Genomic DNA, 24,767 nt, shown 5'->3' with positions numbered 1-24,767 from the left:
TTAAAGAATTGAGTCTTGTCTTAAGTACCGAATAAAGCCAAGAGATTGTGTAAGTCATGGCTTAAGTACCGAATAAAGCCAAGAAATCGTTTAAGTCTTGGCTTAAGTACCGAGTAAAGCCAAGAGATTGTCCAAGTCATGGCTTAAGTACCAAGTAAAGCCAAGGCTTTCGCACCATTCATACCACCATCCACCCCAAACAAAAAACAACCTGAACTTACATAAGTTCAGGTTGCTCATAATCGGAAAGCAGCTTATGTTTAAGCTGCTTTTTTCATTTTTGTTAAAACTTTGAGTCCATATGCAAAGATACCGTATCCTACTAATGAACTTGGTAACCAAGTTTTAGTTAACGTGCTATCATTTTTTCTACTGAATAATGCATATGGCACGAACGTTGAAATTAAGTAAAGTACTAGAACTTTTTGATAACGTTTGTTCATTTTAAACACCTCACTTTGTTATTTTTATTATAATACTTTTTCATACATGATTGAGGTGAGTTTTTTACAAATTTAGAACATTCGTTATTCGAATTTCGCAAATGCTGATGCTGGTATACGTGAAGCTCTGTCATTATTCATTTCACCTTTACCAATTGAGATAAGCATTGCTGGTACTAAGTTATCTTCAATATTAAATGCATCAATTACTGCTTGTTTGTCAAAGCCTATCATTGGGCAAGTTGCAAGTCCAGCATCTTCACTGACTAACATTAAACTCATCGCAAATAATGAAGCACCACGTATTGCTTCGTCTCTTCTGTTTGAATCACTTTCAAAGAATTGGTGGACACTTTGTATTAATCCTGATTTCTTATCAGCTGGTATATGTTTATGGTCTATCCAATCATCTGCGATATCACCAATTGTTTCATGTGCATTTAAGTCACCTAAAATAATAAATGTCGCGCTAGATTCTTTTATTTTAATTTGTTTATTAGCCGCGTTATATAATTTTTCTTTTGCTTCATCTGTATCAACAACGATTACTTTCCATTGTTGTAAGTTCCAAGCTGAAGGTGATAATGCAGCTTGATCTAATAAATTATAAATTGTTTCTCTATCTAAATCGTATGGCTCATAAGATTTAACAGAGCGTCTTCTTTCTAATGCTTTTGCTAATTCCATTTTCCCCACTCCTTATATGTCGATATTTTTATGTTCATATAAAATAGTCTTAAAAACAACTTTTCTGCTTATTTACAAAAATCAGTCATTTTAATACTGCTTACAAACAGTTATTTGTTACAATATAAGTAATAAGGGAATAAAGTTGTATGATTATAGATACGTGACAAAAGGAGAGGTGCACATGATAGATATTCATAATCATTTATTATATGGATTAGACGATGGTCCATTAGATGAGGAAAGTATGCTAGAACTTGCAAGAGAAGCTGAGAAAATAGGTATAACAGATATAGTTGCAACACCTCATTATATAAAACATCGATTTAGAAATAATGCCGATATCGTTAAAAGTAGAACTGAAGAAGTACAATCTATATTAAATGATCATCATATTGATATTAAAGTTTATCCTAGCCAAGAGATTCATATGTTTGGTGAGGAACTTGAAGGATTAGAATCTGGTGAATTGTTACCTATTACTGAAGGTTCAAGATATGTGTTAATTGAGTTTCCATTTTTCTCGATACCAGAATTCGCTGAACAAACATTTGAAAAGTTATTTAATGCAGGATACCGTCCGATATTAGCTCATCCAGAACGTATCATTCCTATTCAAGATGATCCGCAAATTTTATTTGATTTAATTGATAGAAGCGCATTATGTCAAGTTACAGCAGGCTCTTTAGTTCATAAATATGGTGAAGATGCTAAAAGAGTAGCTGATTATTTATTAGAACAAGATGCGATTCATATTGTCGGAAGCGATGCTCATAATACATCTAATAGAAACTTTCATATTAAAGAAGCTTATGAATTTTTAGAACGTACAAAAGGTATTGAGACTGTCATACGATTGAAAGAGAATGCCCGAAAAATATTAAAAAATGAAGAAATATGAAGTATTTAAAAAGCGAGAAAAGCATGAGGTACCAGTTGATATCTCATACATTTCTCGCTTTTTTATTATTACTAAGTTGTTTGTAAAGGTTCAGTTGTTTCATGCTTGTTGACGACAAACATTAAGATACTTGCTACAAGCACCATGATGAATGCGAAATAAGGTGTACTAGATAATGTTAAATGATTTAATATAAATCCACCAATAACAGATCCAAGTGTAATACCTATGTTAAATGCAGATATGTTTAAACTTGAAGCGAAATTGACAGTTTCTTTACTATTACGTTCAGCAAAAAGTACGACAATAAGTTGTAAGCCGGGTACATTCATAAATGCGAATAGTCCCATTAATAATATACTGATAAGACCAACGACATGAAAATGCATCGTAAATCCAACAAGTAATAACGTTAATGCTTGTAATAGAAAAATAATCGTTAATGATTTTGTTGGCGCATGGTTTGTTAATTTTCCACCTAATGTATTACCAATTGCAACCATTACACCATACAATATTAAAATAATAACAATACTATTTGTTTCAAACCCTAAAATATTCGTTAAAATTTCAGTCATATATGTGTAAACAACAAATGTACCACCGTAGCCAAGCGCTGTAATTAAATAAATAGACATAAGTGGTTTGTTCTTAAAGACAGCAAGTTGTTTAATAATAGGTGCTTGCTCATATTCTGTTAAATTTTTTGGAACGAATGATATATTTGCGATTAAACTAATGAGTCCTATTAAAGCAATCGTATAGAATGACATTTCGTAACCGAAGTTTTGACCGACCCAAGTTCCAAATGGTACACCTGTAATCGTTGCAACTGTTAATCCAGTAAACATCATGGCGATGGCACTTGAACGTTTATGCGCAGGGACTAAGTCAGCTGCAATAGTTGTTGCAATAGACATGAATACACCATGTGAGAAAGCACTGAGGACTCTCATAGCTAGTAATAAACTAAATGATGTTGCAAGTCCTGCAAATACATTAGCAATAATAAACACAACCATAATGAGTATCAAAACAGTCTTTCTTTTCATATTGTTTGTTAAAGGCGTTAAGATAGGTGCGCCAACTGTAACACCAATTGCATATAAAGATACAGTAAGTCCTGCTAATGGAATCGTCACATCAAAGGCGTCTTTAATTAATGGGAGTAACCCAACGCTAATAAATTCCGTAGAACCAATAGCAAAAGCTGAGATAGCAAGTGATATAAGTGCGAGTTGATTCGAAAATTTGTTTTTCAATTTTTAAATTCCTTCCTTTATTATAAGATATGTGATATTTTAAAACGTAATAAGATAAATAGGAAGTACGCACTTTAAAGTCATATAGGTACTAAAAAGTGCCTTAGGGAGGAATCATGATGGAAGTTACGGAATATAATATTGGTGTAGAAGCAACGATAGATGTCATTGGCGGTAAATGGAAGCCAGTTATACTGTGTCATTTAAAGCATGGGACAATGCGAACATCTGAACTTAAAAAAGCTATTCCGCATATTACACAGAAAATGTTAACGCAACAATTAAGAGAGTTAGAAAAAGATGGCATTATTAATCGAATTGTATATCAACAAGTACCACCAAAAGTTGAATACGAGATATCAGAATATGGTAGTACATTAAATGAATTACTAGAGCACTTATGTAAATGGGGAGAATTCCATATTAAAAAGCGTAAAGAAGATGGCGAGCAAATAGAGCTTGATTCCATAGAATTTATAGATGGTGTTTAAGTAGGAAGTGTAAATAAGGCAGCTGTTAGTAACAAAAGTCGGTGGAAGTGTAACTAAGAGCGCCCATAGTAACAAAAGTCGGTGGAAGTGTAACTAAGAGCGCCCATAGTTACAAAACTTGGAAGAAGTGTAAACAAGCAGGGACAAAATTGTCCCTGCTTGTTTTGTATCTTATTCAAACATACCTTTTCTAATCATTTTATAATCTGAAAGCATATGTTTTCCTTTTGCAAATACATCTTTTATTCGTTTCTTTTTCACATCAATTATTAATATATCTGCATCATATTGTTCTTCGATATGACCTTTATGATGTAGTGTTAATACGTTTACGACATTTGAAGTAAATAAAGCAATTACTTCTTCCCAGTTCGAGTCTTGTACCAATAAATTAAATAATTGGTCAGTTAGCGTACTGCATTTTGCAACATCATAACCTACAAGTTGATTGTGTTCATCGAATTTAGGTAAACTACCATGTCCATCTGAAGAAACGGTTAATTTCGAAATGTCGCCTCCATGTGCTCGGTAATAATTGACGTATTCTAGGGTATTTGTACTTGCTGTTAAATCAACATACACACCTTTATGACTTAATGAAATACCTTCTTCTAACAAATCTATACCTTTATCAAAATGTGTAACATATAGTTTGTTCGGTTTAACATCATAATGCTCGATTAGGTCATGAATTTGTTTCAATTTATGTTTACCTGTACCTATATGAAAATGTGTTACACCAGCTTTTCCACTTAGCATACCGCCAACTGTTGTATCCGCCACAATTCTTGAGAGCTCTTCAGTTGTTGGAATTGATGATCTGAAATCATTTATAGCTATCTCGCCAGTGCCAATCACTTTATCAATTAAAAATAAATCTTCTTTGATGGAGTTTGTAATTGTAGTAACGGGTAGGTGATAATTACCTGTGTACATATATGTAGAGACACCTTCAGCTTCTAATGCTTGAGCTTTTGCATATAAACTCGTTAGCGTTCGAGAAATACCATCTGTACCGATCAATCCAACTACGCTTGTAATACCATTTGATATTAAATGCGTTAATTGAACTTCTGGCGTTCTTGTCACATAACTCGCTTCACCTCCACCTCCGAGCAAGTGAATATGTGGGTCTATAATCCCTGGCATAACCGTATATCCTGTAGCATCGATGATCTTTAAGTTTGGATCCAGTTGCTTTATTAATTCAATATCTATATCTCCGATTTTAATAATAGATCGCCCTTGAATAAGTATCGATTGCTGACCCATATAGTTTGGTGAATATAAATCACCATTTTTAATAATTGTAAACATCAGCATCCTCCTTTAAAGCTTTCTTTATCTATATATTTTAGAGCAAGTATATCGTGAAATCAAAATGTAGCAAACTAAATTAATATATGTCGATATTCTATATGTAATATAAACGTAATATAAAATTACACTTTTTATAATGACTTTATACTTCATATTATATATAATTAAGTTGTACTTATTCTAAAAATATATAGGGGTGGATTAAATGTATCGATCGAAAAAAATTTTATCAGTAGGTTTTACTTCAGTTATGGCTTTGACTTTAGGATTATCAAATGTGGCTAGTGCGAAAGAAAGTAGCCCTTTAGATCAAAAGGAATTAAAATCAATTCCTAAACAAGAAATTAACACAAAAGCTGAAGCACAAGAGATTTTGAGTCAATTACCAGGCAATCCAAATATAAAGAAAAGTTACAAACAATTTGAAGTAGCAAATGAATTTAAAGATAACTTAGGATATACGCATTATACTTTGAAACCTAAAGTAGATAACTACGTTGTCGAAGATAAAGAAGTCAAAATACATACCAATCATAATCAAGAATTAGAACTCGTCAATGGGGATGTCAATACAGAAAAAGTTACATATACAAATAAACAAAGCTTATCTAAAGATGAAGCGGTTAATAAAGCTTTTGAAAGTATCGGCGTGAGTCAAAATGAAGTGAAAAATATTAAAGGACAAAAAGTCGTTAATAAAGATGAATTAGTGATCAATGCTGAAAAGAAAAAATTAGTCTATAATGTTGAAATTATTTATTTAGATCCTAAACCAGCACGCTGGGAAATTAAAATTGATGCTGAGACTGGTGAAGTCGTAAGTAAGAAAAATAAAATTGAACATATTGCTGGTAGTGGTGTAGGTGTTAATGGGGATACTAAAAAGCCACTCAATTTAACTAAAATAAGCAATGGCTATGGTTTACAAGATGAAACACATTCTGGAACAATCCATACTTATGATGCAAAGAATGGAACGTCTAGCTTCTCACTTATGACAGATACGGATACAAACTTTAATAGTAAAAATCAAGCTGCAGGTGTGGATGCGCACTTTAATGCTGCTAAAACTTATGACTACTATTTAAATACACACAATAGAGATAGTTATGATGGAAACGGTGCTGAAATTAATTCTATTGTTCATTTTGATAGAAATTATAATAATGCCTTTTGGAATGGCCAATACATGGTGTATGGAGATGGTGATGGCAAAACATTTACATCATTGTCTGCTGCAGATGATGTTGTTGCACATGAATTAACACATGCTGTTACTGAACATAGTGCAAATCTTGTATATGAGAATCAACCAGGTGCTTTAAATGAATCAATGTCAGATGTGTTTGGTTATTTTGTTGATCCTGAAGACTGGTTAATGGGAGAAGATGCATACACACCAGGTAAACCAGGTGATGGATTAAGAAGTCTTTCTAATCCAGAACAATATAATCAACCTGCACATATGAATAATTATCAGAACTTGCCAAATACTGAACAAGGTGACTATGGTGGCGTTCATATTAATAGTGGTATACCAAATAAAGCAGCTTATTTAACGATTACTAAAATTGGAAAAGAAAAATCAGAAGACATCTATTATAGAGCTTTAACACAATACTTAAGTTCAAACTCTTCATTCTTAGATGCTAAATTTGCATTAAAACAAGCAGCATCTGATTTATATGGTGCAAACTCAACTGAAGTACAACAAGTAGTCAATGCTTGGAATTCAGTAGGCGTAACTGGATAAAATAATTGTATTTTCACACATTGAGACTTAAAATAAAGAGGAGGACATTAACATGCAGAATCCGAAACATATGATACATCGTAAAATGCTTATGAATGGAGGTCGTGTATATTTGACGGGACAAATATGCACAGCAACACCGATACCAGATGATATGCATAGCGTGGGTTATTCAAACATGTTAATTCGATAACTGAATACGGGGAGCGTTATATATGAAATTAGGAGAACGTGTCAAACAAAGGAGAATAGATTTAAAGCTATCTCAACAGAACTTAGCGCAAGGTATTGCGACTCAAAGTCAAATTTCAAAAATAGAAAAGAATGAATTACAACCGGGATCTCAACTACTATTTAACATTTCAAGAAGATTAAATTGTAGTATGGACTATTTATATATTGGTGATGAGTTAGATACACAATTAGAACAGAAGTTAAAAGTAATAGAAAGATTGTTAGAAGATCGTGATTATGATGCACTAATACCTATTATAGATGGCAATTATTTATCAAATAGTTCAACAGATGAAATTGCTGCTTCGAAGTGGGTAAGATCTATTATTACTTTTTATAAGCATGATGATGTTGAACAATCTTTACAACTAATAGAAGAAGCTTATCGTTTAATGGATCATAATATGTATGAGAAATTACAAGTTTCTATCTGTAATACGCGCGCTATTTACTACTATAGACAGAATGAAAATGAAAAAGCAAAGTCATCACTAGAACAAGGTTTAGAAATTGCTAAACGCTATAATGTAGATGATAATTATCAAATCAAATTGTTATACACATTATCTAATATTTACTCGAATGAAAAAGCTTATGACAGATGTTTAGCTTATGCTCAATCTGCATTAGATATTACGATTAAATCGAATAGATATATGTTATATAGTGAATTAGTTTATAATATTGTGCAATCACGATTAGAGATGGGCATTCTAAATGATACAGATAAGAAACAATTAGACATTGCACTTTTCTTAAGTGAACAATCTAAAAAACATAACATCACAATATTAATTAGAGATTTAATGAAAACTTTATAAACAAAAATACTTTCATAACCAATTCTTCTAAACGAATAGGATATGAAAGTATTTTTTATTTTTGAATGACTTGAAGGATGGTTTCTGTCGTTAATTCAGATTCAAGTTTAGAAGCTAATTGTTGAATAGCTTTAAAGTCATGTCTGTCTTTATAAGGATATGTATAATTGAGCGTCTGTAAGATATGTAAGATAAGCGCTTCTTCTAATATGACATGTTTATTGTTCAAAATAGTCGTCGTAATCTTTTCAGAATTGTAATCTTTAATGATTTCATATATGTATAACTTCGCAAAATAGTAGGCTATCACATCGTTTAATAAATCATATTTATGACATAGAGACTCTATAAATAAATATAAATGTGCGTTACCTTCTAATTGAATTGAAGCATCTTCTTTATATGTCCCAACAAGAAAATAAATATCTGGCCTTAAATATGTTTGATATTGCTTTAGAAATTTCAGCCTTACTTCAAAGATAATATGAACCAATTTCGTGTTTATTTTTAAAATTAAGGGAAGGTCTTGTTCTAATTTAAGAAGCTTTGGATGGATATTTTGACATAGTACATGTTCATCATAACCTGCATGTTGAAACTCTGTACGATACTTTGTAAAATATGAAAGCCTAGACTGTTCATTTAAATGAAAGTTATTAAAAAAATCATTAATTGTATTACTAATAATCATAATTGAACCCCTTAACATTTGCTTTAATCTTATGATAGCTATATTACCTGATTTTGATGAATTAATCATCAAATGGTAAAATTAAAAATTAATAATTGACGAGAATCAATATGTCCTGTACCCTTTTAAAGTATTCAAGATATATAAGAGGAGAAAATAATGAATCAAATTAATCATAAAGGATCATTTATAGCTTTATTACCGTTAATCGTATTTGTAACGCTGTTTATAGGTACTGGATTAATCATGAAAGATTTTAATTACTTACCTTTAAATGTAGCGATTCTTATTGCGGCAGTCTTTGCATGTGCCATGTATCCAAAGACACCTTTAGCTAAGAAATTAGATATATTTACAAAAGGCGCAGCTCATCCTAACATTTTATTAATGGTATTTGTCTTTTTAATGGCAGGTGCGTTTAGTCAAACAGCTAAAAGTATGGGTGCTGTAAGTTCAACTGTTAATTTAGGATTATCTTTAATTCCCGGACAGTTTTTATTAGCAGGTTTATTCATAGTTGGTGCATTTATTTCAGTAGCTATGGGTACATCAATGGGAACAGTAGCAGCATTAGCACCGGTAGGCGTAGGTATCTCAGAAGCGACAGATATCTCACTTGCTTTAACAACAGCAACTGTCGTAGGTGGTGCAATGTTCGGTGATAACTTATCAATGATTTCAGATACAACCATCGCAGCAGTTAGAACGCAACAAACGAAAATGAGCGATAAATTTAAGATGAATTTCTTAATTGTATTACCTGGTGCAATCTTAACAGTGCTTATTCTATGGTTTGTTACAAAAGATGCAGGTATGACAGATGCCAGTCAAGGTGGCTATAGTATCATTAAAGTCATTCCATATTTATTTGTATTAATTAGTGCGTTATGTGGGATGAACGTATTGATGGTATTAGTGCTTGGTGTCATCGTAGCAAGCTTAATAGGATTATTAGAGGGCTCATTTACACTTGGAGAAAATTTAAAAGCAATCTCAGATGGACTTATCGGCATGCAAGATATTTCTATGATTGCATTATTAATCGGTGGTATGATCGGTCTAATAGAATATCATGGCGGAATAAAATGGTTGCTCAATACCGTAACGAAACGCTTAAAATCTAAACGCGGCGCAGAATTTGGTATTGCCAGTTTAGTAGGCGTGACGAATTTAGCAACAGCTAACAACACAATTTCAATCATTACAGCAGGACCACTCGCCAAAGAAATAGCAGATGATTATCAAATTGATCGCAGAAAATCAGCAAGTATATTAGATATATTTGCGAGTACAGTACAAGGAATTATCCCATACGGCGCACAAGTATTAGCAGCAACAAGCGTCGCAGGAATATCAACAGTATCACTATTACCATATTCATTTTATCCATATTTATTAGGCATATGCGGTATCGCGTCTATTATAATAGGCTATCCACGTAAGAAGAAAGAAGCGGAATAAGCTTAAGTATTAATATTATAAACAAAAACAAGCATATCACGTTATGACTGAATGATTCAGTTAAGTGATATGCTTGTTTTTTCATAGCTATATTTTTATGCTTTTTCTTGTTTGAGTTCGTATCCATATGCGGTTTCGCCATGGAAGACGGTATCTAAGCCTTCTAGTTCTGCTTTTTCGTCTGTTCTTAATGTTGTAAAGATACTGATGATTTTAGCGATGATGTAAGTCATAATTCCACTAAATGCGATTGTTACGACGACGGCAACGATTTGTACGACTACTGGCATAATGCCACCACCAAAGAATACACCGTCTGCTATTGTTGAGTTAACGCTAGAATTTTGGAATAAACCTGTTCCTATTGCACCAACGACCCCTCCAAATCCATGTAAACCGAATGCATCTAATGCATCGTCATAGTTAAGTAATACTTTAAGGTGCGTGATAACATAGTAACAAACGAATCCACCTAATATTCCTAGAATCATTGCACTTCCGTAACCGACAAAACCTGCTGCTGGTGTAATCGTTACGAGTCCTGCTAACATTCCTGATAAAGTTCCGATTAAAGTGACCTTTTTCTTTTGAATATATTCAAAGATAGACCAACCGGCAATACCTGCACATGATGCTAATATTGTATTAACAAATGCGAGCATGGCAACTGAATCGAAAGTGAGTGCTGATCCTGTATTAAAGCCAAACCAACCGAACCATACGAGAATACCACCGATTAGAGTAATGACTAAATTATGTGGTGGTTTTTTATTGCTAGGCTTTCTAGAACCAAGTAGTAGGGCAAGTACAAGTCCAGAAACACCAGATGAAATATGGACTACTGTACCACCAGCAAAATCAATTGCACCAAGTTTGTGAATCCAGCCGCCACCCCATACCCAATGTGCTACTGGGCTATAAACTAGAATGACCCATAAACTCATAAAGATTAAAAATGGTCCGAATTTCATTCTTTCAGCTACTGAACCAGTAAGAATTGAAACGGCAATGGTACAAAATGTTAATTGGAAAAGCATAAATAATGCGAATGGAATGGTTTCACTAAAATTACCATTAGGTGTGAATCCAACTCCGTTTAATAACGCATGTGAGAAATCACCTATCCATAAATTGTTACCGCCAAAACTAATAGAAAATCCTATTAATACCCACGTGAATGTTACAACAACAATTGCTGAAATACTGTGCATGGAAGTATTTAAAACATTTTTAGATTGAACTAATCCTCCGTAAAATAATGCTAATCCAGGTGTCATTAACCAAACTAACAACGTACATCCGAATAATAAAAGTGTATCTGTCTGACTCATCTTCCCTCAACTCCTTATTTTTTTAAAAGTATAAAATATAAAATAAGAAAAAAGAAATATGAGTCAGGTAAATTTACACTCGGTGTGACATTACTTAACATCTGTTAAGTAAATGGATTATTGAACACCTAAATAATCAAAGGTAACAGCAGCTACTGATTTAGCTGCAATAAGTAGAGAACCTTCATCAATATCAAATTTAGGATGATGATGAGGGAATGTTTCTTTATCTTTTGGACTTGCGCCTACATAGAAGAATGTACAAGGTAATTCTTTTGCATAGTAAGCGAAATCTTCTGATGGTGGTTGTGGTTCGCAACGTTCAACACTTTTAACTTCAGGAATATTAGCCGCTTCAATTGCTTTCGCAACTTGTTTCGTTAATTCAGGATCATTATATAGAACTGGATAATCTCTCGTATATTCAAGTTCACATTGAACACCATACATAGATTCTAGACCTTTAGAAAGTCGTTTAACTTCTGATTCAATGAGTTGTAGTGTTTCTTCGTTCATACCTCTAACGTCACCTTCAAGGGTGACTTCATTTTTAATGATATTAAACTGTCCTTTACCATCAAATGAACCGATAGAAATAACGCCCATATCAAATGGATTCAATCTTCTTGAAACGATTGTTTGTACAGACATGACAAAGCTACTTGCTGCAACAATTGGGTCATTTGTTAAATGTGGTGACGAACCATGACCACCACGACCTGTGATTTTTAATTTAAATATATTTCGACCAGATTGAACATTGCCTTCTCTATAATAAACGTGATCACTTTCAAGTGCGCTCATGACATGGACGCCGATGACATTATTAACGCCATCAAGAATGCCATCTTTAATTAAGTATTGTGAGCCACCAGGTGGCTTTTCTTCAGCAGGTTGGTGAATGATGACAATCTTACCTTTAAGTTGATCTTTCACTTCAATTAAAGTTTCAGCAAGGACCATCATATAAGCAGTATGCGCGTCATGACCACATGCATGCATGACACCCTCATTTTTAGAACTGAAAGGTAGGCCAGTATCTTCTTTTATTGGTAAAGCATCGAAATCAGCGCGTAACGCTAATGTCTTACCTGGTTTACCAGAATCAATTGTTACTTTAATACCGTAAATTCCTTCTCCTCCGATATGCGTTTGCAATGTTACATCTTTATCTTTATAAAAGTCAGCAATATACTGGGCTGTCTCTCTTTCTTCAAAAGATAACTCAGGATGCTCATGTAAGTATCTTCTGATTTCAATCATTTTATTTTCTTTCTTAGATAATTTTTCATAAAAATCATTTAACATATCAAGTTTCTCCTTATATTTGTTTAATTTAATTATAATAGAAATTTTTGAAAAATTGTTGTTAGAAGCGTAAATGGGTGTTGACATAACATGACAATGGGCGTAGAATAATTGAGTATTAGTTAGCAAGGCTAACTATATTTTTATGAGAAAAGGTGAAAACAATGAAGAACTTTTTATATTCCTATACAAATTTGTATCGACCATATATTCATCATATTAATGAGATATTGGAACCGTTTGATTTATATGCTGCGCAGTACAAAGTGTTGCATGATATTGCATTTAATCAACCAACTACACTGGTACAAGTTTCAAAGCGTTCTTTTATTGAGAAGCCTACAGCTCGTAAAATTATAAAAAAATTGATCGAACGGGAATTGATTCAAGCAGTTAATAGTAAAGAAGATAAAAGAGAAAAATTCCTTACTTTAACTGAGCAAGGTCAAAATCAATTCGATGAAATTCATCATAGAATTGGTGTATTTCAAGAAAAATGTCTGCAAGCAATTGGTGTCGAAGAAGCGGAACTTAATAAGGCACATGAGATTTTAGAGAATTTGAGAAGTTATTTAATAGAGGAGGAAACAGAGTAATGAATGACCAAATTAAGAAACCGATTTGGACAAAAGATTTTATATTTAATTTTGTTATTAGCTTTTTTATATTTTTATCAATGTACTTACTATTAGTAACAGTAGGTGGTTATAGTAAGGAAACATTTGGAGTTTCAGACAGTATGGCTGGTCTAGCATCAGGATTATTTATTGTTGGATCATTAGTAGGTAGATTTTTAACAGGTAAATATATCAATATAGTAGGTAGTAAAAAAGTGTTAGTCATCGGTGGGATTCTACTAGTTATCACAAATGGTTTATATCTCGTGACTGCATCATCATTCGCATTGTTATTAATCGTACGTATTCTAAATGGTATTGCAAGTGGGGTAGCAAGTACAGCTACAGGAACAATTGCAGCATTTATCACACCAGCACAACGTCGTAGTGAAGGTATCAGTATGTATAGTTTAAGTATGGTACTCGGTACAGCAATCGGACCATTTATAGGCTTATTACTATATCAACACATTCCAATGTCTGGACTATTTACAATTTGTACGATACTTATTGTTGTAGCATTTGTTATGTCACTATTCATGAAAGTTGAAACACCTGTAATGGCTAGTGTCAAAACAGAAGAGAAAAAAGGATTTAAACTTACTGATTTCTTCTCAGTACATGCCTTACCAATTGCAATCGTAGTTGTAATTGTTAGTATTGCATATTCATCAGTATTGTCATTTATTCAATTCTTTGCACAAGAAAATCATTTAGTAGATGCAGCAAGTTTCTTCTTTGTTGTTTATGCAGTAGCAGTCTTAATTACAAGACCATTTACAGGAAGAATTATGGACCAACGCGGTGAGAATATCGTTACAATACCAGCATTTATATGTTTAATTGTCGGTTTATTCTTAATTAGTATTGCAAGTAATGGTGTGATCTTATTAATCGCAGGTGCATTTATAGGATTAGGATTCGGTAACTTACAATCTATATTCCAAGCATTAGTCGTTAAAGTATCTCCAATAGAAGCAATGGGATTAGCAACATCAACATATTTCATAGGCTTAGACTTCGGATTAGGATTCGGACCATATGTACTAGGTAATTTCACACATTCAATCGGATATTCAGGATTATATCTAGCAATGTCTATCGTAGCCTTAATAGGATTAGTCGCATTCTATTTCTTACACATGATTAAAGCTAAAAAAGTAAGTCAATTATAATAAGTTGATGATATGAAGGGACAGAATTCCGAGAAATGTCCGTAAGAGTGGGGGTTAGGGACAGAATTCTGAGAAATGTCCGTAAGAGATGTCGTTAGGGACAGAATTCCGAGAAGTGTCCGTAAGAGGTGTCGTTAGGGACAGAATTCCGAGAAATGTCTCTAAGTGAGCAGTTTCTATCTACCAGAATTCAGAATAATGGAAGTTACAGCATTCTAATTACCAGAATTCAGAATAAAGGAAGTTAGCGATACTCAATTTCTAAACTTCATAATAATGTAGTCTGAGACACCGAGATGTCTCAGACACTACTTAAAAAATAGCGTATAGGACATTCGTTGTCCTATACGCTATTTATATATTATCCTTCTAAATCAACTGAGTTGATATCAATGCCTAATGCATTTGCTACACCTTTACCGTAGTCTGGATCTGCTTTGTAACAGTTACGGATGTGACGGTGTTTTACTTCGTCAGTAGTGCCTTGCATTTCGTTAGCTGTATTTTGGAAAATACGTTGTTGTTGTTCTGGTGATTGGAGACGGAATAATTTACCTGGTTGTTCATAGTAATTATCGTCATCTTCACGGAAGTCGTGTTCGTATAATTCACCTTCAAGTTCTAAACTTGGTTTTTTGTATTCAGGTTGTGATTGATGCGCTTCATAACTATTTGGATAGTAGTTAATTCCGCCACCTTGGTTACCATCTATTCTCATTTGTCCATCTCTTGAGAATGGGCAAACATTTGTTGCAGCTTTTGGAGAGTTTACTGGGATTTGCCAGTGGTTAACACCTAAGCGATAACGTTGCGCATCTCCGTAAGAGAATAAACGACCTTGTAACATTTTATCTGGAGAGAAGTCTATACCAGGGATGATGTTTGTTGGCGCAAATGCAGCTTGTTCAACATCTTGGAAATAGTTCTCTGGGTTACGATTTAATTCGAATTCACCAACTGGAATTAATGGATATTCGTCTTTAAACCATACTTTAGTCAAGTCAAATGGGTTATCTTTATGATTTCTTGCTTGTTCTTCAGTCATAACTTGAATGTACATTTTCCATTTAGGGAAATTGCCTTCTTCAATAGCGTTGAATAAGTCTCTTTGACTTGATTCACGGTCTTTAGCAATTACTTGTTCAGCTTCTTCTGCTGTGTAATTTTCGATACCTTGTTGTGTTCTGAAGTGGAATTTAACCCATACACGTTCACCTGCATCGTTGTACATTGAGTAAGTGTGTGAACCGAAACCGTGCATGTTACGGAATCCTTTTGGAATACCTCTATCTGTCATTAAAATTGTAACTTGGTGTAATGCTTCAGGTAATAATGTCCAGAAGTCCCAGTTTGATTGTGGGTTATGCATGTTTGTTTTAGGGTCACGTTTAACAACATGGTTTAAACTTGCAAATAATTTAGGATCACGGAAGAAGAATACAGGTGTGTTGTTACCAACTAAGTCCCAGTTACCTTCTTCAGTATAGAATTTAAGTGCGAAACCACGTATGTCACGTTCAGCTTCTGCAGCACCACGTTCACCAGCAACTGTAGAGAAACGTGCAAACATTTCAGTTTGCTTACCAATTTCAGAGAATATTTTAGCATTTGTATATTGTGTTATATCATGTGTAACAGTAAAAGTACCGAACGCACCAGAACCTTTAGCGTGCATACGTCGCTCTGGAATCACTTCTCTGTCGAAATGTGCCATTTGTTCTAAGAAATAAATATCTTGCATAGCAAGTGGTCCGCGTTTACCAGCAGTTAATGAATTTTCACGATCTGATACTGGCGCACCAAAAAGTCCTGTAAGTTTTGATTTATTACTCATATCATAATCCTCCTCAAGATTTCTTAATTATAATAATTCTAATTTCATACTAATTATAATTTAAAGTGAGCAAAGTGACAAGTAAAAGAATAAAAAATACAGAAAGAATTACAGAGCTACTTTGTTATATATTTAGATATAATAACCTAAAAGTGTAAAAACTAAACATTAAACAGGGCTTTTTGAGTAAATTTTACGTTTTGTACACAAATTGTTAATAGAATAATTTTTATTTAAAATGAGAATTGGACAGATTAATTGATTATAAGAACTATAAATAATAAAAAAAGAACGCGTTTTTTCGCGTTCTTAATAGAAATAAATATTAATTAGGTAAATCTCTGTCTATAAATAGTGGCTGAACGTCTACTCTTTTCAAAATGATTTCTTTTGCTTTTTGAGGTAGCAGTTTGATTTCAGGAATTTCTGAGACTTTTAATGATACATATTTAATTTTTTGATCGAATGGAATGGTTAAATCATCTAAAGATTCATTAATTGTAGCATGATAAATAAATAATATTTCGTGATAAGACGTACTTTCATATTCAAAGAAGTTTTGAACAGTCGTTAAAAAGTAAATATCATCACATTCAATATTGAGTTCTTCTTTGATTTCACGTTTAATAGCTGAGTCCGAGCTTTCGAAATATTTTACTCTCCCACCAATTAATGCATAATAATCATGTTTTTTATCATAGTGGAAACAATAACCATGCTTATCTTTGATGATTGCGCCAACTCTAATGTTCAACATACCATCGCCTGATTTAAGTGAAAGATCCATCACAACGACCTCCTTAGTGTTAAATTAGAATAATTTAAGAATGACAATGCCAACAAAGACTAATATTGCGCCAATTAATCGTCTCGTTGTAATTTTAAATTTTGGTGTATTAAATAAACCGAAATGATCAATTAAGAGCCCCATTAACATTTGTCCAAATATAACGACCATTAATGTAAGTGCTGCACCGAGTTCAGGCATAAGTAATATGTTCGTCGTAACAAATACAACACCTAATACACCACCAATAAAGTAAATCGGTTTAATCGTACCTTGTTCAGGTTGATGGAAGCTAAAACGAATTCTTCGAACAAGAATAAGTGAAAGAAAGAATAAAGCGATTGTCCCAACAGCAAATGAAATAAGTGCAGAAAAATAAAATGAATCTACTTCATATCTGAGTGCACTATTAATAGCTGTTTGAATAGGTGGAAGACAACCAGTCATAATACCGAGTATCATCCAATAGTTTGTATGATTAGATTGTGTTGTAATGACACGTGATGATTTCTTTTTATAATTCATTAATAATATACCCAGTAACATCAGAATTACGCCAGAAATTCTTCCGATATTGATTGTATGAATGTCAGCATCAAATAATCCAAATTGGTCGATGATCAGTCCCATAATGATTTGACCAGAAACTGTCATCACGACTGTTAATGCTGCGCCAATTCTTGGAAGTAACAATAAATTACCTGTTAAAAAGACGACGCCTAATAGACCACCTGTAAACCAAACGTATGAAAAGTCTTGATTCATTATAAATGAAGGTGTTAATTTTTGTGGATTCATAATAGTATTCACAATGATTAACACAATGGTTCCAATTAAGAATGAATAAAATGATGCGAGTATGGGTGATTTCGTGTAACTACCAAGTTTCGTATTAATAGATGTTTGTAATGGTACACATAACCCTGCTAAAATGCCTAGAATAATTAATAAAATCAATCTTCATAACCCCTTTTTTCTATATCTACAGCTTCTTGATAATAAATCTTTTGTTCATTTTCTGGCACCATATTACCACCTGTTGACCAAACGAGGTGCGTGGCATTTTCAGAATCATAATTTAAATCATGAATATATTTCAAACCTTGGAAACCTGAAGTAGCAGAAGGTTCTATAAAGATATTTTCATGATCTTTTAAAGATTTTAAATAAAGATAAAGTTGATGGTCATTCACAGTACATGAACCAAACAATAGTGAAGTCATTATGTTTCCGACTAATTTAGAAGGGCGACTGACTGCTAAACCATCTGCAATTGTTTTTCCAGATAAACCTATATCTTGAACGGAAATTTGATCATGTAGTTGTGTAATCATACCTAAAGTCATACAAGGTGCTTCAGAAGGTTCAATAAAGATAGGATATACATGATCACCATAAATAAGTTTTAATCCAAATGCGACACCACCAGGACCACCACCAACGCCACATGGTAAATAGACGTATAACGGATGCTCTTTATCTACATGAATATTTAAGTCTTTCAATTGATGTTTAAGTCTTAGTGCGCTGACTGCATATCCTAAAAATAAATCTTTAGATGCTTCATCATCAACAAAGTGGCAATATGAATCATCTGCTGCAACTTTACGACCTTCTTTTACAGCATAACCATAATCTTGAACATGTTCTACGACTTCGACTCCTTTAGAACGGAGAAGGTCTTTTTTCCATGTCTTAGCATCTTGAGACATATGAACTGTTACTTTGAAACCTAATTTGGCACTCATAATACCAATGCTTAATCCTAAATTGCCAGTTGATCCAACAGCGATTCTGTATTTAGAGAAAATAGATTGATATTGTTCAGTAGCAAGTAGGCGGTAATCACTATTAATCGTAAAATTAGTTTCTTTAATTGCCGTTTCCTCAGCAAACTTTAGCACTTCATAAATGCCACCACGTGCTTTAATAGAACCAGAAATAGGTAAAGCGTGGTCACCTTTAAGTAATAAATGTCCCTTTAAATGGCTGAATCGTGCTCTTTTGAAATGATCTAATGAAAAAATTTGAGATTCAATTTTTCCATTATTTTGTTTCGTTTCAGGAAAGACTTCTTCAATATACGGGGCAAAACGTGCCAATCTTTGTTCAGCATCTAATACATCATCCATTGAAAATGGTAAGTCAGTAGTCGCTAAATAGTCAGGGTTTTTCCAAAATATTTCTTCTCCACGTTTAATATTAGAAATAATAGGATACGTATCTTCTAATGATTTTATGTCTATAGACATGAATAATCTCTCCTTTTTAAAATATGATGTAATACAATAGTACAACTGTTTCAATATTATAGATAGATTGTGATTATAAAAAATATATGATTATTTGTATCCTTTAACAATAATAGGAGGTTTGGTAGTTTTGGGATTCCAAAAACGGCATGTATATAGTGGGTGAGTTAATTACAAAAGTCGGTCGAAGTGTAACTAAGGGGGCTGTTAATTACAAAACCCGACCAAACTGTAACTAAAAACCCCATAATCATCACTTCACACCAAACATACTCAACAAAAAGACTTCCGACGTATAATCGGAAGTCTCAATTTTTATGATGTATATAAATCTCTTGTAGGTGTCGGGATTCTACTTGGATCTGCATGTTTAATAATTGCACGTACATATAATGAAGCGACAATTAGAAATACCACTGATCCGCCTATTACAGATGTTTGATATGGTAATGATAATCCTTCAGGTGCATATAACACATACACGCTAATTGCAGCTGTCATGAATAATGCTGGTATCCCGGCTACTAAATGTTTCTTGCCATATCTTAATAAGTAACTTACACTTACCCACAACATAACGGTTGCGACGATTTGATTAGAGAATCCAACGTATCTCCATAAGAATGAATAATCAATTGTTGATAGTAAGAAAGCTGGTAATCCTACAGCAAAGCTTGCTGCAATCATTAATACTTTTGGTTTAATATTTATTTTATCTCTCATGAAATCTTCTATAATCATTCTTGAACTTCTAAGTGCAGTATCACCAGTTGTAATAGGTAGGATGATAACACCAAGTAGTGCAAGGATACTACCAAATGGTCCTAATAGTTCCATTGAGATTTGGTCAACTACACCAGCTGGACCAATAGATTGTAATTTTGTTGCTAATCCTTCTGTACCACCGAAGAATGTCATACCAGCTGCTGCCCAAATTAATGCAATAATACCTTCTGAAATCATTGCACCATAAAAGACTTTTCTACCTTCTGATTCATTTTTAACTGTTCGTGAAATGATTGGACTTTGCGTACAATGGAAACCTGAAATTGCACCACAAGATATTGTCACCATAAGTAATGGCCAAACAGGTAGTTCTTTAGGATGCATATTATGAATGGTAATTTCAGGAATAGGTTTACCACTGAATATTAGAGCAACGGCTACACTAACTGCCATTACGATTAAGATAACACCGAATATTGGATAAATACGTCCAATTATTTTATTGATAGGAAGAATAGCTGCTAGTATAAAGTATGTAAAAATGATAACTAATGCTACGAAGAATGAAATAGGTGTCTTGCTTGATAATAATTGAGCTGGACCAGCAACAAAAGCAGCTGCAACGAGCACCATCAAGACGACAGACACAACGTCTGTGAACACTCTAATAATCTTACCTAAATAATGTTGTACAAGCATAGGGAACTGTGCACCGCCATGTCTCAAACTTAGCATGCCTGAGAAGTAGTCATGTACACCTCCAGCGACGATACAACCTACAACAATCCAGATAAATGCTACAGGTCCATATAAAGCACCAGCTACTGCACCAAATATCGGACCCAATCCAGCTATGTTGAGCAGTTGAATCATCCATCCTTTCCAAGCAGGCATAGGTACAAAATCCATATTATCTTGTTTACTATACGCTGGAGTTTGTTTATCTGGATGTATCTCGAATACACGTTCAACATATTTTCCGTAAAAGATATACCCCAAAATTAAAATAATAATACTAGAAATAAATGTAACCATTGTAAAACCTTCTTTCGAACTAAGAATATTCATAGATTAGCAAAAATTTTACAGTGTATCAATGATATTTTTGAAATTTCTGAAAATTTTTCGATATAGTAAACGTAACAATTATTTGCAATTGTAAAATTACAAAATTATAATCAAAAGTAAGCCTTTTCATTTAAAGATGATTATATTTGGCTTTTTTGGGCATAATTTCATAGAGGGGGTAGTCAATATGCAAGAACATCAGGTTATAACAATTGATGGTAAAGATTTTCTTGTAGAAGAGGGCATGAGGCTATTGGACTTTATTAAAGCTGAAAAGTTATCCTTTGTGCCGTCTATATGCTACAACGAATCTTTAGGACCGATTGAAACGTGTGACTCATGTGTCGTTGAAGTTAATGGGCAACTTCAACGTGCGTGCAGTACGATGATTGAGAATGGTATGGTTGTGAATACGCAACTTGAATCTGTAAAATCAGCTCAGAAACAAGCATTGGACAGAGTGCTTGAACACCATGAATTATATTGTACAGTTTGTGATTATAATAATGGCAATTGCGAAATTCATAATACAATGGGTGAATTTGGTTTGGAACATCAATCTAATCCATTCCAATCTAAAGGTTATGAAAAAGATTTTGGGGCATTTTATAGATATGATCCAGATCAATGTATTTTATGTGGAAGATGTGTAGAGGTATGTCAAGATGTACAAGTGAACGAAACATTGACGATTGATTGGGAAAGAAAACAACCTAGAGTTATTTGGGACAATGATCGTGCGATTGATGAATCAAGTTGTGTGAATTGTGGACAATGTGTAACGGTATGTCCATGTAATGCTTTGATGGAAAATAACATGCTAGGTAATGCAGGCTATATGACTGATCAAGAACCAGGTTTATTACGTTCGATGATTGAACTCACTAAAAAAGCTGAAACTGGGTATGGACCTCTATTTGCGATTTCTGATTCAGAAGCGGCGATGAGAGAAGATGTTATTAAGAAGACTAAGACAGTATGTACATACTGTGGTGTAGGTTGTTCTTTTGATGTTTGGACAAAAGATAGAGAAATATTAAGAGTGTTACCGCATGAAGATTCTCCAGCAAATCATATTTCTACGTGTGTAAAAGGGAAATTTGCTTGGGATTATGTGAATTCTGGAGATAGATTAACTAAGCCTTTGGTTAGAAAAGAAGGCTATTTCCAAGAAGTTGAATGGGATGAAGCTTTGAGAGTAATCAGTACTCGATTTTCTCAAATTAAAAATCAATATGGTAAAGATGCATTAGCGTTTATTTCATCTTCTAAATGTACGAATGAAGAATCTTATTTAATGCAGAAATTAGCGAGACAAGTTATCGGAACGCATAATGTCGATAATTGTTCTAGATATTGTCAATCACCAGCTACTCAAGGATTGTTTAGAACTGTAGGTTACGGTGGTGATTCCGGTTCAATTGAAGATTTAGAAAAAGCTAAAATGGTCATTACTATCGGTACAAACACAGCTGAAGCACATCCTGTTATAGCGAGTAGAATTAAACGTGCACATAAATTATTAGGACAAAAATTATATGTATTTGATATTAGAAAACATGAGATGGCTGAACGTGCAGATAAATTTTATCAACCAAATCCTGGTACAGATTTAGTTTGGCTATCAGCTGTAACAAAATATATTATCGACCAAAATTGGCACGATAAAGCTTTTATCAATAAATGGGTTAATGATTTTGATAGTTATTATGACAGTCTTAAAACGTTTACGTTAGAGCATGCAGAAAGTCTAACGGGCATTAGTCAAACAGAACTTAAACATATTGCTAAACAAGTTGCAGAAACTGAATCTCTATCCATTTGTTGGGCTATGGGTGTAACGCAACATCGTATCGGTAGTGATACAAGTACAGCCATTTCTAACTTATTGTTAGTAACAGGTAATTATATGAGACCTGGCACAGGTGCTTATCCTTTAAGAGGTCACAACAATGTTCAAGGATGTAGTGATATGGGCAGTATGCCAAACACATTCCCAGGATATCAAGATGTGTCTGATGATGAAGTGAGACATAAATTTGAACAAGCTTGGCAAGTTTCGCTCGATTCAGAAAGAGGTTTGGACAACCATCAAATGATAGATAGTATACATGAAGGGACATTACACTCACTTTATATTAAAGGTGAAGATACAGGTGTTGTAGATGCTAATATTAATTATGTCAGATCAGCATTTGAGAAAATTGATTTCTTAGTCGTTCAAGATTTATTTTTATCAAAAACAGCCGAATTTGCGGATGTTGTGTTACCTGCATCTCCTTCATTAGAAAAAGATGGTACATTTACAAATACTGAAAGACGTGTTCAAAGAATAAATAAAGCATTACACACGCTTGGAGATTCAAAACCAGACTGGGAAATCATTCAATTAATTGCTCAGTCACTAGGCGCAGATTGGGATTATCAACATCCTAGTGAAATATGGTATGAAGCACAATCACTCATGCCTTTAGTTAAAGGTATTACGTATGATCGTTTAGAAGGATTTGATAGTCTACAATGGCCAATGAATGATGATGGCACAGATACACCATTATTATATACAGAAAGATTTAATTTCCCTGATGGCAAAGCTAGACTTTATCCATTGTCATTTAATGTCGAATCTAAAAAGACAAAAGAAATGTCATTACACGTTAACAATGGACGTGTATTAGAACATTTCCATGAAGGTAATATGACTTATCAAGTACCTGGTTTAAAATATAAAATGCCTAGAAACTTCTGTGAAATTTCTAAAGAACTCGCTGAAGAACACGGTATCGAAAATGGTGCGAGAGTTAATGTAACTTCTAAAGTAGGTACAGTAGAAGTGAATGTGCAAGTTACAGACAGAGTAACAGGTAATAATATTTATATTCCGTTAAATGATCAGAATGAAGGTGCACCTAACTTTGTAACAGATAGTGATGTTGATAAAGATACAAATACACCAGCATATAAAGATAATTATGCGAAGTTAGAAGTTATCACTAAAAAAGGCAAATCACCTATACCTAAACATAATTCGCGGTTTGGTAATAGACAGCCACAGATTAGTGTGAGAGTACAAGACAAGTGGGCGAAATCAAGTTATACATTCCCTAGTAAAGGTGGCGATGCATAATGGGTGAAAGAGTTAAAGTGATTAAGAAAATTCATAAAAGTAGAGAATATATAATTGAAGAAAATATGAATGACATTAAATCACGATTATCAGATCGAAAAATTGCCATTGAAAAAGGAATTGATATACTCGATGCACTGGAAGAAGCGGAAGCGTTAGATGCATTTCACGCAGCCATTGTGCAACGTAAAATCATTACGAAAAATATCGTCAATGAACTGAATAAAGAACAATATGAAGGTATTTTAGGAAATCTTGGACAAGTTCTATTTCTATTAGGAGAATTGGATATAGAAGAAACATCTACTTTCGTGAGAAGGATTAATAACGGCATGAAAGTTGCGAATAGGGCTAATCCTTATAAGAAGACTTCTGTTACAGATTTATTAGGCGCACTTAAAGATCCAGAAATTAATCAAAGTGTAACGCTATTATTGAACTTTTTAAAAGGTATGAGTAGAGACGAGTGAGACAGATT

22 protein-coding genes are annotated in these 24,767 nt (G+C 33.5%); 10 read left to right on the top strand and 12 right to left on the bottom strand.

Features of this window, described 5'->3' with window-relative positions:
- Positions 1-260: 260 nt before the first annotated feature.
- Both ACJTHF_RS09405 and ACJTHF_RS09400 read right to left on the bottom strand, forming a co-directional pair.
- On the bottom strand, positions 261-443 hold the full coding sequence (locus tag ACJTHF_RS09405) for a hypothetical protein (protein WP_025906889.1): 183 nt from the start codon (positions 441-443) through the stop codon (positions 261-263).
- Between the two features lie 84 nt (positions 444-527).
- Positions 528-1,130 carry a nitroreductase family protein gene (locus ACJTHF_RS09400; RefSeq protein WP_048541221.1) on the bottom strand — a complete coding sequence of 201 codons (603 nt, stop codon included), beginning with the start codon at positions 1,128-1,130 and terminating at the stop codon, positions 528-530.
- A gap of 184 nt (positions 1,131-1,314) precedes the next feature.
- Between ACJTHF_RS09400 and ACJTHF_RS09395 the strand changes: the two genes are divergently transcribed.
- Positions 1,315-2,031: a tyrosine-protein phosphatase gene (locus ACJTHF_RS09395; protein WP_078354981.1), complete on the top strand. Its 717-nt coding sequence runs from the start codon at positions 1,315-1,317 to the stop codon at positions 2,029-2,031.
- A gap of 71 nt (positions 2,032-2,102) precedes the next feature.
- Here the strand turns inward: ACJTHF_RS09395 and ACJTHF_RS09390 are convergent, their stop codons facing one another.
- Positions 2,103-3,293 carry an MFS transporter gene (locus ACJTHF_RS09390; protein ID WP_078354980.1) on the bottom strand — a complete coding sequence of 397 codons (1,191 nt, stop codon included), beginning with the start codon at positions 3,291-3,293 and terminating at the stop codon, positions 2,103-2,105.
- A gap of 119 nt (positions 3,294-3,412) precedes the next feature.
- Here ACJTHF_RS09390 and ACJTHF_RS09385 point away from each other — a divergent pair, with 119 nt between their 5' ends.
- Complete coding sequence (locus tag ACJTHF_RS09385; protein WP_058591209.1) at positions 3,413-3,784, top strand: winged helix-turn-helix transcriptional regulator; 372 nt, start codon at positions 3,413-3,415, stop codon at positions 3,782-3,784.
- A 171-nt stretch (positions 3,785-3,955) separates the two neighbouring features.
- On the opposite strand, the gene iadA is transcribed toward ACJTHF_RS09385, so the two are convergent.
- A complete protein-coding gene (gene iadA / locus ACJTHF_RS09380; RefSeq protein ID WP_232157272.1) occupies positions 3,956-5,101 on the bottom strand; it encodes a beta-aspartyl-peptidase in 1,146 nt (381 codons plus the stop codon).
- A gap of 208 nt (positions 5,102-5,309) precedes the next feature.
- Between iadA and ACJTHF_RS09375 the strand changes: the two genes are divergently transcribed.
- Genes ACJTHF_RS09375 through ACJTHF_RS09365 form a run of 3 tightly spaced genes read left to right on the top strand, consistent with a single transcriptional unit; the run spans position 5,310 to position 7,912 of the window.
- A complete protein-coding gene (locus tag ACJTHF_RS09375; RefSeq protein WP_078354978.1) occupies positions 5,310-6,857 on the top strand; it encodes a M4 family metallopeptidase in 1,548 nt (515 codons plus the stop codon).
- Positions 6,858-6,909: 52 nt separating this feature from the next.
- Positions 6,910-7,050, top strand: a complete 141-nt coding sequence (locus ACJTHF_RS09370; protein ID WP_153653931.1) for a hypothetical protein — start codon at positions 6,910-6,912, stop codon at positions 7,048-7,050.
- Positions 7,051-7,072: 22 nt separating this feature from the next.
- A complete protein-coding gene (locus ACJTHF_RS09365; RefSeq protein ID WP_078354977.1) occupies positions 7,073-7,912 on the top strand; it encodes a helix-turn-helix domain-containing protein in 840 nt (279 codons plus the stop codon).
- A gap of 55 nt (positions 7,913-7,967) precedes the next feature.
- Here the strand turns inward: ACJTHF_RS09365 and ACJTHF_RS09360 are convergent, their stop codons facing one another.
- Positions 7,968-8,603 (bottom strand): hypothetical protein, encoded by a 636-nt coding sequence (locus ACJTHF_RS09360; RefSeq protein ID WP_107603167.1) that lies wholly within the window; start codon positions 8,601-8,603, stop codon positions 7,968-7,970.
- Positions 8,604-8,762: 159 nt separating this feature from the next.
- Between ACJTHF_RS09360 and ACJTHF_RS09355 the strand changes: the two genes are divergently transcribed.
- Positions 8,763-10,064, top strand: a complete 1,302-nt coding sequence (locus ACJTHF_RS09355; protein WP_058591204.1) for a Na+/H+ antiporter NhaC family protein — start codon at positions 8,763-8,765, stop codon at positions 10,062-10,064.
- 95 nt (positions 10,065-10,159) lie between these two features.
- Here the strand turns inward: ACJTHF_RS09355 and ACJTHF_RS09350 are convergent, their stop codons facing one another.
- A complete protein-coding gene (locus tag ACJTHF_RS09350; protein ID WP_078354974.1) occupies positions 10,160-11,395 on the bottom strand; it encodes an ammonium transporter in 1,236 nt (411 codons plus the stop codon).
- Between the two features lie 117 nt (positions 11,396-11,512).
- On the bottom strand, positions 11,513-12,703 hold the full coding sequence (locus tag ACJTHF_RS09345) for a M20 family metallopeptidase (protein WP_106417763.1): 1,191 nt from the start codon (positions 12,701-12,703) through the stop codon (positions 11,513-11,515).
- 164 nt (positions 12,704-12,867) lie between these two features.
- Between ACJTHF_RS09345 and ACJTHF_RS09340 the strand changes: the two genes are divergently transcribed.
- Positions 12,868-13,299 carry a MarR family winged helix-turn-helix transcriptional regulator gene (locus tag ACJTHF_RS09340; protein WP_106417762.1) on the top strand — a complete coding sequence of 144 codons (432 nt, stop codon included), beginning with the start codon at positions 12,868-12,870 and terminating at the stop codon, positions 13,297-13,299.
- Positions 13,299-14,495 (top strand): MFS transporter, encoded by a 1,197-nt coding sequence (locus ACJTHF_RS09335; protein WP_058591200.1) that lies wholly within the window; start codon positions 13,299-13,301, stop codon positions 14,493-14,495. Before ACJTHF_RS09340 ends, ACJTHF_RS09335 begins: the two co-directional genes overlap by 1 nt.
- 361 nt (positions 14,496-14,856) lie before the next feature.
- Here ACJTHF_RS09335 and ACJTHF_RS09330 read toward each other — a convergent pair whose 3' ends face one another.
- The 5 genes from ACJTHF_RS09330 to ACJTHF_RS09310 all read right to left on the bottom strand — a co-directional run bounded on the left by ACJTHF_RS09330 (position 14,857) and on the right by ACJTHF_RS09310 (position 21,129).
- A complete protein-coding gene (locus ACJTHF_RS09330) occupies positions 14,857-16,329 on the bottom strand; it encodes a catalase (protein ID WP_075578166.1) in 1,473 nt (490 codons plus the stop codon).
- A gap of 325 nt (positions 16,330-16,654) precedes the next feature.
- Positions 16,655-17,116 carry an NUDIX domain-containing protein gene (locus tag ACJTHF_RS09325; protein ID WP_048541195.1) on the bottom strand — a complete coding sequence of 154 codons (462 nt, stop codon included), beginning with the start codon at positions 17,114-17,116 and terminating at the stop codon, positions 16,655-16,657.
- Positions 17,117-17,140: 24 nt separating this feature from the next.
- Positions 17,141-18,073, bottom strand: a complete 933-nt coding sequence (locus tag ACJTHF_RS09320; protein ID WP_078354972.1) for a DMT family transporter — start codon at positions 18,071-18,073, stop codon at positions 17,141-17,143.
- The gene (locus ACJTHF_RS09315) at positions 18,070-19,368 is read right to left on the bottom strand and encodes a D-serine ammonia-lyase (RefSeq protein ID WP_078354971.1); all 1,299 of its coding nucleotides are present in this window, start codon (positions 19,366-19,368) and stop codon (positions 18,070-18,072) included. Before ACJTHF_RS09315 ends, ACJTHF_RS09320 begins: the two co-directional genes overlap by 4 nt.
- A gap of 315 nt (positions 19,369-19,683) precedes the next feature.
- The gene (locus ACJTHF_RS09310) at positions 19,684-21,129 is read right to left on the bottom strand and encodes a carbon starvation protein A (RefSeq protein WP_058591196.1); all 1,446 of its coding nucleotides are present in this window, start codon (positions 21,127-21,129) and stop codon (positions 19,684-19,686) included.
- Positions 21,130-21,349: 220 nt separating this feature from the next.
- Between ACJTHF_RS09310 and fdhF the strand changes: the two genes are divergently transcribed.
- Positions 21,350-24,289 carry a formate dehydrogenase subunit alpha gene (gene fdhF, locus ACJTHF_RS09305; protein WP_106417310.1) on the top strand — a complete coding sequence of 980 codons (2,940 nt, stop codon included), beginning with the start codon at positions 21,350-21,352 and terminating at the stop codon, positions 24,287-24,289.
- Complete coding sequence (locus ACJTHF_RS09300; protein WP_048541188.1) at positions 24,289-24,759, top strand: DUF1641 domain-containing protein; 471 nt, start codon at positions 24,289-24,291, stop codon at positions 24,757-24,759. The genes fdhF and ACJTHF_RS09300 overlap by 1 nt, the downstream gene beginning before the upstream one ends.
- Positions 24,760-24,767: the final 8 nt, after the last annotated feature.

The sequence above is a fragment of the Mammaliicoccus sp. RAM2 genome, from assembly GCF_045897195.1.
In the GTDB taxonomy this organism is placed as follows: Bacteria; Bacillota; Bacilli; order Staphylococcales; family Staphylococcaceae; genus Mammaliicoccus; species Mammaliicoccus sciuri.
Note: the sequence above shows the minus strand (reverse complement) of the source record. Positions and strands in the feature narration are given on the sequence as shown.

Excerpts from the sequence above, each read along its gene's own strand:
- ACJTHF_RS09405 (WP_025906889.1), bottom strand. The coding sequence starts at position 443 with ATGAACAAACGTTATCAAAAAGTTCTAGTACTTTACTTAATTTCAACG.
- ACJTHF_RS09400 (WP_048541221.1), bottom strand. The coding sequence starts at position 1,130 with ATGGAATTAGCAAAAGCATTAGAAAGAAGACGCTCTGTTAAATCTTAT.
- ACJTHF_RS09395 (WP_078354981.1), top strand. The coding sequence starts at position 1,315 with ATGATAGATATTCATAATCATTTATTATATGGATTAGACGATGGTCCA.
- ACJTHF_RS09385 (WP_058591209.1), top strand. The coding sequence starts at position 3,413 with ATGGAAGTTACGGAATATAATATTGGTGTAGAAGCAACGATAGATGTC.
- iadA (WP_232157272.1), bottom strand. The coding sequence starts at position 5,101 with ATGTTTACAATTATTAAAAATGGTGATTTATATTCACCAAACTATATG.
- ACJTHF_RS09375 (WP_078354978.1), top strand. The coding sequence starts at position 5,310 with ATGTATCGATCGAAAAAAATTTTATCAGTAGGTTTTACTTCAGTTATG.
- ACJTHF_RS09370 (WP_153653931.1), top strand. The coding sequence starts at position 6,910 with ATGCAGAATCCGAAACATATGATACATCGTAAAATGCTTATGAATGGA.
- ACJTHF_RS09365 (WP_078354977.1), top strand. The coding sequence starts at position 7,073 with ATGAAATTAGGAGAACGTGTCAAACAAAGGAGAATAGATTTAAAGCTA.
- ACJTHF_RS09360 (WP_107603167.1), bottom strand. The coding sequence starts at position 8,603 with ATGATTATTAGTAATACAATTAATGATTTTTTTAATAACTTTCATTTA.
- ACJTHF_RS09355 (WP_058591204.1), top strand. The coding sequence starts at position 8,763 with ATGAATCAAATTAATCATAAAGGATCATTTATAGCTTTATTACCGTTA.
- ACJTHF_RS09350 (WP_078354974.1), bottom strand. The coding sequence starts at position 11,395 with ATGAGTCAGACAGATACACTTTTATTATTCGGATGTACGTTGTTAGTT.
- ACJTHF_RS09345 (WP_106417763.1), bottom strand. The coding sequence starts at position 12,703 with ATGTTAAATGATTTTTATGAAAAATTATCTAAGAAAGAAAATAAAATG.
- ACJTHF_RS09340 (WP_106417762.1), top strand. The coding sequence starts at position 12,868 with ATGAAGAACTTTTTATATTCCTATACAAATTTGTATCGACCATATATT.
- ACJTHF_RS09335 (WP_058591200.1), top strand. The coding sequence starts at position 13,299 with ATGAATGACCAAATTAAGAAACCGATTTGGACAAAAGATTTTATATTT.
- ACJTHF_RS09330 (WP_075578166.1), bottom strand. The coding sequence starts at position 16,329 with ATGAGTAATAAATCAAAACTTACAGGACTTTTTGGTGCGCCAGTATCA.
- ACJTHF_RS09325 (WP_048541195.1), bottom strand. The coding sequence starts at position 17,116 with ATGGATCTTTCACTTAAATCAGGCGATGGTATGTTGAACATTAGAGTT.
- ACJTHF_RS09315 (WP_078354971.1), bottom strand. The coding sequence starts at position 19,368 with ATGTCTATAGACATAAAATCATTAGAAGATACGTATCCTATTATTTCT.
- ACJTHF_RS09310 (WP_058591196.1), bottom strand. The coding sequence starts at position 21,129 with ATGGTTACATTTATTTCTAGTATTATTATTTTAATTTTGGGGTATATC.
- fdhF (WP_106417310.1), top strand. The coding sequence starts at position 21,350 with ATGCAAGAACATCAGGTTATAACAATTGATGGTAAAGATTTTCTTGTA.
- ACJTHF_RS09300 (WP_048541188.1), top strand. The coding sequence starts at position 24,289 with ATGGGTGAAAGAGTTAAAGTGATTAAGAAAATTCATAAAAGTAGAGAA.